The organism is Methanobrevibacter sp. (genome assembly GCF_017468685.1).
Lineage (GTDB): Archaea > Methanobacteriota > Methanobacteria > Methanobacteriales > Methanobacteriaceae > Methanocatella.
Genome location: NZ_JAFUHT010000055.1, coordinates 1 through 9,556, shown reverse-complemented (window position 1 = coordinate 9,556; position 9,556 = coordinate 1). Strand labels below are relative to the sequence as shown.

General features: G+C 32.8%; 11 protein-coding genes. 7 read left to right on the top strand and 4 right to left on the bottom strand.

All coding sequences use genetic code 11. The features are described 5' to 3' along the window. Positions 1-9: 9 nt before the first annotated feature. From IJ258_RS07635 to IJ258_RS07620, 4 genes are all read right to left on the bottom strand, one after another. Positions 10-480 carry a transcription elongation factor Spt5 gene (locus tag IJ258_RS07635; protein ID WP_292805323.1) on the bottom strand — a complete coding sequence of 157 codons (471 nt, stop codon included), beginning with the start codon at positions 478-480 and terminating at the stop codon, positions 10-12. A 237-nt stretch (positions 481-717) separates the two neighbouring features. Beyond that, positions 718-897: a protein translocase SEC61 complex subunit gamma gene (locus IJ258_RS07630; protein WP_292805321.1), complete on the bottom strand. Its 180-nt coding sequence runs from the start codon at positions 895-897 to the stop codon at positions 718-720. Positions 898-1,008: 111 nt separating this feature from the next. Beyond that, entirely contained in the window at positions 1,009-2,145 is a 1,137-nt protein-coding gene (ftsZ, locus tag IJ258_RS07625; protein ID WP_292805319.1) for a cell division protein FtsZ, read from the bottom strand. A gap of 122 nt (positions 2,146-2,267) precedes the next feature. Then, positions 2,268-2,840 (bottom strand): pyruvate kinase alpha/beta domain-containing protein, encoded by a 573-nt coding sequence (locus IJ258_RS07620; protein WP_292805316.1) that lies wholly within the window; start codon positions 2,838-2,840, stop codon positions 2,268-2,270. Positions 2,841-2,921: 81 nt separating this feature from the next. On the opposite strand from IJ258_RS07620, the gene IJ258_RS07615 reads away from it, so the two are divergent. The 7 genes from IJ258_RS07615 (at position 2,922) to IJ258_RS07585 (ending at position 9,381) form a co-directional block, all read left to right on the top strand. Continuing rightward, the gene (locus IJ258_RS07615) at positions 2,922-3,779 is read left to right on the top strand and encodes a coenzyme F420-0:L-glutamate ligase (protein ID WP_292805326.1); all 858 of its coding nucleotides are present in this window, start codon (positions 2,922-2,924) and stop codon (positions 3,777-3,779) included. A 159-nt stretch (positions 3,780-3,938) separates the two neighbouring features. Beyond that, the gene (locus IJ258_RS07610; protein ID WP_292805313.1) at positions 3,939-5,834 is read left to right on the top strand and encodes a nucleoside-diphosphate sugar epimerase/dehydratase; all 1,896 of its coding nucleotides are present in this window, start codon (positions 3,939-3,941) and stop codon (positions 5,832-5,834) included. Then, on the top strand, positions 5,831-7,030 hold the full coding sequence (locus IJ258_RS07605; protein WP_292805310.1) for a DegT/DnrJ/EryC1/StrS aminotransferase family protein: 1,200 nt from the start codon (positions 5,831-5,833) through the stop codon (positions 7,028-7,030). Before IJ258_RS07610 ends, IJ258_RS07605 begins: the two co-directional genes overlap by 4 nt. Positions 7,031-7,112: 82 nt before the next feature. Beyond that, positions 7,113-7,631, top strand: a complete 519-nt coding sequence (tfe, locus tag IJ258_RS07600) for a transcription factor E (protein WP_292805307.1) — start codon at positions 7,113-7,115, stop codon at positions 7,629-7,631. Between the two features lies 1 nt (position 7,632). Further along, entirely contained in the window at positions 7,633-8,124 is a 492-nt protein-coding gene (locus IJ258_RS07595; RefSeq protein WP_292805304.1) for a TIGR00295 family protein, read from the top strand. A gap of 1 nt (position 8,125) precedes the next feature. Continuing rightward, entirely contained in the window at positions 8,126-9,037 is a 912-nt protein-coding gene (locus IJ258_RS07590) for a DUF5591 domain-containing protein (protein ID WP_292805301.1), read from the top strand. Positions 9,038-9,096: 59 nt separating this feature from the next. Further along, positions 9,097-9,381: an iron-sulfur cluster assembly protein gene (locus tag IJ258_RS07585; RefSeq protein ID WP_292805298.1), complete on the top strand. Its 285-nt coding sequence runs from the start codon at positions 9,097-9,099 to the stop codon at positions 9,379-9,381. The last annotated feature ends 175 nt before the right edge of the window (positions 9,382-9,556 follow it).

Here is a 9,556-nt window from a genome sequence, read left to right as displayed (position 1 = left end):
CTTTAGCCATCAGTCAGCCTCCTTTTGAATTATTCTAATTTGATCAGCTTTAACAGTAACCGGAATTGGTACTGCAGCTTCTATTAACTCAAGAACGACTTCTTCACGTGATTCATCAATACGAACCACTTTTGCTCTTTCACCTTTAAATGGACCAGAAATGAGTTCGACAATACTTCCTTTCTGTATAGAGGAAATAATAGGTTCTGGTTTTAAGAATCTTTTAACTTCTTCAAAGGTAATGCCAACACTACCTTCTACAACCCCTCTTAAATGTTGCACTTTTAAATCAGGGTTTCTAAGATCAATTTTTGTTGAAGATTCAACTAAAATATATCCTTTTAAAGATTCTGGAACAAGAATTGATGAAATGCCTACACCATCAATGGTTCTAGCTTTACGAGCTAAGAGCCGGGCAACATTTCTTTCTTGACCCGCAGAGGTCTTAAGAGCATATATGGAACTGTTAGTATCTTCCATGAAAAATTCACCTATTTTTTAAATTTTTACTTGTTAATAAAATCATACATTAAGTTAAAAAATATTATAAAAGCCATTAATTTTCAGACAAAAAAATTCTGAAAAATAAGAATTCTATAATAGTAATAAATATGGTAACTAATAGTATTTAAAACTTTTCAAAAAACAATATATTTTGAGAAAAAAATAATGCAATAAAAAAAATTAAATTATGATCAAAAAAATAAAATATTGGTTTTATAAACCAATTAAATAACCTAAAACAACAATAAGATAACCGATACCGCCAATAACTACAACCCCAAGAGCTGAAATTTTAGCTAAATCGATATATTCATTTGAATCAGGTTTTCTTGATACTTTTAATACTCTTTTTGCATCTTTAATAAACTTGTTAAAATCTTCTTGTACATTCATTTGAATACCCGAATTAAAAAATTTATAATCATAAAATAATAGTAATAAAATAATTTATAATTTAAACATTAATAAATCTTTTTATTTTGAAAAAAAATTAATGAAATGGAATTAGAAAATTCCATCAATAAAATCATCTAATTCATCACCGGTAGAATCAGATTCTGATTTTTCTTCAGCATATTGAATTTCTGAAGCATCAGTTGAATTATAATTAGATTTAATACCAGAAACAACCACAGTGGTTCTAACAGTATTTTGAAGACTTTCATCGATTTGAGTACCCCAAATGATATTGGCTTCAGGATCCAATTTGTCAGCAACAACTTGAACGATTTTTTCAGCTTCATGTAATGTTAAATCAGAACTACCGGATATGTTAACTAATGCACCAGTAGCATTTGAAATATCAATGTCCAATAAAGGACTGCTTAATGCTTCATGTACGGATTCCAAAGCTCTGTCTCCAGAATCAGATTCACCCATACCAATCATAGCCATTCCAGAACCACTCATGATACTTCTAATATCTGCAAAGTCTAAACTTACAAGACCTTTCTTAGTAATTAATTCAGTGATTCCTTTAACAGCTCTTCCTAAAATTTCATCAGACACCATGAATGCTTTGTTTAAAGGTAAATTTGGTGCAACTTCTAATAATTTATCATTAGGAATAACAATAACAGTGTCAGCAGCGTCTTGAAGTTTTTCTAAACCTTGATCTGCATTTTCTCTTCTTTTAATTCCTTCAGCAGAAAATGGCATAGTGGCAACAGCAACGGTTAATGCACCTAACTTTTTAGCTAATTTAGCAATAATCGGTGCAGAACCAGTACCGGTTCCTCCACCAAGACCGCAAGTGACAAACACCATATCTGCGCCTTCTAATTCTTCTCTGATTTCATCTTCACTTTCTTCAGCGCATTCTTCACCGACGGATGGTTCTCCACCAGCACCCAATCCTTTTGAGGTTTGTCTTCCTAAAAGGATTTTTTTAGGTGATTGACAGTAAAATAAATCTTGAGCATCAGTATTTACTGCTATTGTTGTTGCTCCTTCGATACCCATTTCATTTAATCTTGAAATAGTGTTGTTTCCTGCACCTCCAGCACCAACAACAAAAATATTAGTTTTAACACCTTTAATAATATTTATAAGCTCATCATCAATGTCAGAAGAGACTTTCTCAGGTGTTTTTTCTTCCATTCTTTGTTCGGATTCTTTGATTGCATCATCTATAAATTTCACAACTTAACCCCACATACTCTGCTATTTTAAATATTGTTAAATATTTCTATTGAAACTAATATTTAAATGCAACTAATTATTATATAAATATGAAAAAATATCCCTGAAATTAATTTATAATTCTATTCCTTAGGCATTGCAATAATTTCATGAAATTTCAAATCAAATAAATTTTTGGCATTAACCGGTGTTAAAATGACAGCGGTGTCAACACCATGACCTCTTCCACCAATTGCAATAATCTTTTCACCGACTGGAATTAAACCGGCATCAGCAGCCATTATAGATATTTCAGCAGAAACTTTGACACCATGGGAAAACATTCTCAATGTATCAGCCACCACATCCAATGGAGAATATCCTCCATATTTATTGGTAACTCCTCTTGCAGCCCCACTGAACACATGTGAACCAAAGTAAGTTTTTATACCTGCATCCTCCAGTTTTTCAATCATATCTTCTGAGATATCTGACTCATTCGGACCGCTGAACCCCATATGATGAGTAACATTGATTATTTCAATATCATCATCAAGAGCGGCATGTAATTTTAATGCAGATTCACCAGTTGCAGAAGCTATTATGATTCTTTTTATATCACAGTTGGATTCAATTTTGTCTTTTACGCTTTTAATCAAGTCATTTGTGTAATCTTTGCCTTGTTGTTCAAAATATGTGATAAATTTTCTTTCCATAGGGACCCTCCGTAAATAGATAATTATTTAATACTCTATTGTGTTATATATTTAATATAATTTTTAATAAAGATTTTTATGATTGATGAAGAACTTGAAAATATTAAACATGTAATTAATGGAGATTACATCGTAATTCCAATTGAAACCGGCTATATTAAACCGAATGATAATTTGGATTCAATAATCGAACCTGCAAAAAGATTAATGAAGGATAATGATTATCTGGTTATTGCTGAAACTCCAATTTCAGTTTCACAGAACCGTCTGGTCGATGAGGCAAAATACACACCGTCACTAACTGCAAAATTTCTAACTGTCATATGGAGCAAATATCTCTGGGGTTATGTTCTTGGACCTTTGTTAAAAATTAAAAAAAGAACCATCAAAAATTTAAGAAAACTTCCAAAAGAAACAGAAGCCCATAAAGAGGTAGTTCTCCAATTATACGGTTTAAAACATGCACTTAAACCTGCTTCTGAGGCAGGAATTGACTTGAGTAATGCTCCCGGAACATTTGTTTCACTTCTTCCGGAAAATCCTGAAAAAGTTGCATGTGAAATCAAAGATGAAATTGGAAAGGATGTCTGTGTTATGATTATTGACACCGATGCGACTTACATGAAAAACGGCAAATACTTTACAGGCCTTCCGATTGCAATTGAGGGCATTGATGCCGACAATGGTTTTTTCGGATATCTCAGGGGACAATTATCAGAAAATATGGGATCAACACCATTAGGTTGCAGTGAAAAGATGGATGTTGAAAGCGCCCTTGAAATAGCAAATATTGCTGAAGATTATCAGAAATCCCTTTCAACCGAAATGAAAACCATACATAGTGTCAAAGCAGTTTTAGGTTCTGAAATTGATGAAGTAACTATTGAAGACCTTGATTCAATTACACACACCCCTGCAGTCATAATAAGAAAAATTTAATCTGGATGAAGCGGTAAAAACTAATTTTAAAAAATAAATCCACATATTTTCCTGAAAAAAGATTAAATAGCTGTGATAATTAACTAAAAGATAAGTTTTATATTTATGTTTTTATAAAAAATATAATATTATCAAATAAATTATAACGGATTGAGACAAGTGAACGTAGATAGCATTGCCAAATATAGAAATTATTTATTGCCTTTAATGGACTGCATTTCCATTATTTTTGGATATTATCTTGTATCAGTACTCATTACGGATTCATTTCTAATGCAGCCAACAAGTGCAGTTACCAGAAATGAAATTCTAATCAGTATTGTTTTAGCCATAATTGTTTTTCAAATTGTATTCAGATTATCAAAAAGATACACAAACATTATCCGTTATGAAAATAATCAAGATTACGCATTATACATAGTATTGGCAGTGATATCCTCACTTATAGTATCATTAATTGAAGAATTAGTATTACATATGGTAAATCCGTCAATTAAACTTAATTTGCTCATAGGTGCTGTAATAGGTGTAATCCTAATAGCATACCGTTTAATTATAAGATATGTCCTTTTAAATGATGTGGTCAATAAAGGAATCAACTACTCTTCTGAAAATAAAAAGAATTTGCTAATAATCGGAGGAGGATATTCCGCAAACGACATAATCAAAACAATAAATGCCACACTCAAAGGCCAATATGAAATAATCGGAATAATTGATGACAACAAAAAGCGTTTGGGATATTCAGTGGCAGGCGTGAGGATTATCGGTACACGCGATGACATCATAAAAGTCTGGGAATCCGAAAATGTCGACGAAATCTTTTTCTCAATTGTAAACATAGACAACAAAAACAAAAAGGAAATTCTTGAAATCTGCGGCAAAACCAATTGTAAAGTAAAGATATTGCCGAGTCTGACTGAACTGATTACTGAAGAAAACCTATACAACAGTTTAAGAGACGTGAGCATTGAAGATTTGCTTGGAAGAGATCCTGTTGAACTTGACAATCACAACATCAAAAGTCTAATCAACAAAAAAGTTGTTTTGGTAACCGGAGCCGGAGGGTCAATCGGTTCAGAATTATGCAGACAAATAATGCTCCATGACCCGAAACAAATCCTTTTACTGGACAACTATGAAAACAGCTTATATGATATTGAACTGGAACTTAAAACCAATCATCCAAATAATGACATACGTGCGGTTGTTGCAAATATTCGTGAAAAAGAAAGGTTGGATACAATATTTGATACATACAGACCTGAAATTGTATTTCATGCAGCGGCGCATAAGCATGTTCCCCTAATGGAAAATAATCCTACTGAAGCAATTAAGAATAATGTGTTTGGAACATACAATCTTGTTAATTGCTCCGACAAATATGGTGTCAAACGTTTTATTTTAATTTCAACTGATAAGGCAGTCAACCCAACCAACATAATGGGTGCAACCAAAAGATTATGTGAAATGATTATCCAGGCAAAAGACAAACAGAGTGCTACAGAATATGTTGCAGTCCGTTTTGGAAATGTGCTTGGAAGTAATGGGTCTGTTGTCCCACTATTTAAAAAACAGCTAGCTCATGGAGGGCCTCTTACAGTTACTCACAAGGAAATTACAAGATTTTTCATGACCATACCTGAAGCAGTAGCTTTAGTCCTTCAGGCAATCACTTATGCTGAAGGAGGAGAAATATTCGTTTTGGATATGGGAGAACCGGTTAAAATTTATGATCTGGCAAAAAGCCTCATTGAATTATCAGGATACACACTTGGAAAAGACATAGAAATTGAAATTACCGGAATGAGGCCTGGAGAGAAACTCTATGAAGAACTGCTGATGAATGAAGAAAATTTACAGGAAACTAAACATGAAAAGATTTACATAACCGAATCCATGAACTTTACAATGGATGATATCGAAAATAAATTAGACATGTTTAGGGACATTATAAATAACGAACATACATCAAAAGAAGAGATAAAAGAAACTATGAAAAAATGTGTTCCTACATACAGAGAACCTGAAGAAGTTAATGGAGATATACAATGAATATACCTTTCTCACCCCCTGACATAACTGAAATTGAAATTGAAGAAGTAATCAGCGCATTAAAATCAGGCTGGATTACAACAGGACCTAAAACAAAAGAACTGGAAGCCAAAATAACAGAGTATTGTGGCAGCGATAAAACTGTCTGTTTGAGTGCAGCGACAACCGCTTTGGAAATGACATTGCGAGTATTAGGCATTGGAGAAGGTGATGAAGTGATTGTACCTGCTTATACTTATACTGCTTCATGCAGCGTAATCTGTCATGTTGGGGCAACTCCAGTAATGGTAGACAGCCAAACTGACAGAGAGGAAATGAATTACGAAAAAATGGCTGATGCAATTACTGAAAAAACAAAAGCAATCATTCCAGTTGATATTGCAGGAATATTATGTGATTATGATAAGATTTATGAAATCATTGAGTCCAAAAAAGACTTATTTACACCTGCCAATGATTTGCAAAAGGCATTCAACAGAGTCATTATTGTAAATGACTGTGCTCACGGCTTTGGTGCAATCCAGAATGGAAAACGTGCCGGAGCAATCGCTGATTTTAGCTGTTTTTCATTCCATGCAGTTAAAAACCTAACAACCGCTGAAGGTGGAGCAGTTACATGGAAAGCACATAAAGGAATTGACAGTGAATCATTATACAAGAAATACCAGATTTACTCACTTCACGGACAAACCAAAGATGCATTAGAAAAAACCCAAAAAGGATCATGGGAATATGACATCATTTTGCCTGCATATAAATGCAATATGACTGATGTGCAAGCAGGAATTGGTTTAGGGCAAATGAAAAGATACGATTCAATGTTATCCAGAAGACATGAAATTGTTAAAAGATATGAAAATGCATTTAAAGGCACAAGAGTAATTGTTCCAAATCATACTGGCGAGTCTCACTCTTCCTCAGCCCATTTATTCCTCGCAAGATTAAAAGACATCACTCTTGAAGAGCGTAACGAGATTATCATTAAAATGGAAGAGCGCGGAATAAGCACAAATGTCCATTATAAGCCTCTACCACTATTAACCGCATATAAAAATTTAGGTTTTGACATTAAGGATTATCCGAATGCTTATAATTTATTTGTAAATGAAATCAGTTTACCACTTTATTCAACACTAACAGATGAAGAAGTGGACTATATTACTCAAAACTTATTGGAAATTTTAGAAAAATACTAGATTAGATATATTTTTATAATAAAAAATATATATCTAATAATAGTATTAAATTATTTTTATAAATGTGTTAAGGGGAAATTAAATGATAGATGATCCATTAGTAAAGACTTTATTAACCAATGTTGTTGAAGATGAAAGCAATTTACCTATTGTTCAAGCATTAATCGACGGTGTTGAAACTGACGAAGAAATCGCCAATAAAACTGAAATCAAATTAAATATTGTTAGAAAAATACTATACAAACTTTACGATTTAGGATTAGCTAGTTATAAAAGAAGTAAAGACCCTGAAACACAATGGTTTACATATACCTGGAAATTTGAAAAAGAAGAAGTCATAAATCGTATCATTAAAGACTCTGAAGATTATTTGAAGATGCTGAATGATGAATTGGAACGTGAAGAAAACAACATGTTCTTTTTATGTCCGCAAGGTCATGTGAGACTTGATTTTGATGATGCATCAGATTACGAATTTTTATGTCCAGTATGTGGAGATGAATTGGAATTCCAGGACAATGCGGTTAACATAAAGCAGATTAAAGAAGATATCAAAATGGTTGAAAGCAATTTCAAATCATTCAGTGAAAAAAATAGATAAAATGGAAATTGAATTGCTTGAAAAGGAAGGAACTCCTAAAAATGTAATCCAACACTGCAAAGCCGTTTACCAAAAAGCTATGAAAATAGCAGCTAATTTTGATGATGTAGATGAAGACCTTATAAGAAAAGGCGCTTTATTGCATGATATTGGAAGATCCAAGACCCATGGCATAACTCATGCAATCAGAGGTGTGGAAATTGCCGAAAAATATGGATACAACGATGATGTTTTACACATTATTGAAAGACATATCGGTGCGGGAATAACCGCTGAAGAAGCTGAAAAACTGGGACTTCCAAAAAAATCATATCTTCCACTGACTCTTGAAGAAAAAATTGTCGCTCATGCAGATAATCTTGTTAGTGGCAGCAAGGAAGTTGATATTGATTTTGTAATTGCAAAATGGCAAAGAACTATTGAAGATAGTGATGACAACATTGAAAGATTAATTAAATTAGACAATGAATTAATAAAAGCTTTTGAGGAATAATATGAAAGTAATATGTTCAAGCGAAGAGTCACTCTACCGTCCGGAAGCGGTAAGATGGAGACAAAGAATGGAAATCATGAAACCACTTGGAGATACTGTTGTTTTATTACCATGCAGTATGAAAAAACCATATTCCAATTCCAAATCCCATCAAAAATTTAGAAAACTAACTAGATCTTTTCAAGAGCTTATCGTAACATCTCCTTTTGGAATCTGTCCTAGAGAACTTGAAAACACCTTTCCCATTCAATCTTATGATGTAAGTACTACAGGTTCATGGTCTGAAAATGAAATTGAAGAAAGCGGAAAGCTGATAGCCAAATATTGTGAGGGCAAAACTATCGTTGCCAATCTTGCAGGAGGATATTTGGAATCATTAGAATATTATACTGATGACTTTGTCAATGTTTGTGTTGACGAACGCCCAACATCCCCAGATTCACTTTATAATTTAAGAATGGAACTTAAAAATCACGAAAGAATGAACAGACGCGAAAAAACATTGCATGAACTTAAATCCATTGCAAAATATCAATTTGGGGAGAATGGAGACAAATTCATTCCGGACAATGTTAAAACCAAAGGAATGTACCATAAAAGAATCTTATCCAATGGTACCCAATTAGCATTATTGAATAAAGATTATGGATTATACAGATTAAATTTGCCCGGTGGAGAAATACTTAAAGATTTGGGAATCCATATCGTCAATATTGATTTTGATTTGGAAACGAATACTGTTTTTGCACCAGGAATTGAAAAAGCAGACCATAAGATTCTTCCAAACGATGAAGTGGTTGTTGTACGAGATGATACAGTTGTTGGCGTTGGTAAAGCCGTGATGACTGGTCGTGAAATGGAAGAATGTAAGAATGGTATTGCAGTTAAATTAAAGCATCGTTTGAAAAAATAACAACATATATAAATACCATTATTAATAATTATAAATACATAAATTATAGGAGACTTAATATGTCAGAAGATTTAGTAAATGAAATTAAAGACGCAATTACTCCAATCAACGACCCCCACATGGGAATCAGTATTGTAGAAATGGGTATTGTACAAAACATTACCGTTGACGGTGATCAAGCTGAAATTACTCTTAAACCAACAAATCCTGGTTGTATGAGTATTACTCGTATTGCTGCTGATACTAAAATCAGAGCAGAAAACGTTGAAGGTATTGAAAAAGCAATTATTACTGTTGAAGGACATGCTATGGCAGAGTCCATTAACGAAATGATTAATAGATAATTTTTTTGAAATTTTTATTATTTACCTCATTAATCATTCCTAGAAACTTAAGATATTCTTGGTGAAAATTTTTATTAAATTCCATATTTAATAACAATGTTATATTATTTTTAAATCAGGTTTTGATTTTTCGTAAGTTTTATATGATTTCGGAACAAAAAATTAAACAAGAATT